The sequence below is a fragment of the Kitasatospora sp. NPDC059803 genome, assembly GCF_042732255.1.
Taxonomy (GTDB): Bacteria; Actinomycetota; Actinomycetes; order Streptomycetales; family Streptomycetaceae; genus Kitasatospora.
Map to the genome: position 1 here is coordinate 1 of NZ_JBHWIJ010000385.1, position 508 is coordinate 508.

Genomic DNA, 508 nt, shown 5'->3' on the forward strand with positions numbered 1-508 from the left:
CCGCTGCGCTCCGGCGGCATTCCCGCTGCGCGGTAATCGAATCCTCCGATTCGCTCCGGATGAAATCCTCGCGCAAGCGCGAGGATTGAATTCCGCAAGCGGAATTCCCTGCTGGCAAGCCGACAGTAGGACACGCCTCCGCTGCGCTCCGGCGTGTTCTCCCGCGAGCGGGGGAACTGAATTCCGCAAGCGGAATTCGATGAGCTAACCGGCAGCAGTGCATCACTCGTGCACTGTGTAGGCCCAGCAACTCCGGTCCACATCCCACCATTTGACCTCCCCCCATCTCACAACAGGTCAATGCCAACGCCCCCCTGTCCTCCTGTCGAGCCTGGTGGACTCCGCTTCGCTCCGCCCACCCTGAGCGCCCATCACCATTCACCCCGAGCCGTCGACGTGGGGAAGCGGGGGGGGGGGGGGGGGCGCGGGGGGGCGCCGTAGTCGACGACGCGCAACGCGTAGAGTAAGAGTGGGTTTAGTTCGCTTTGCGGGGAGTCTCGAGAGGTGA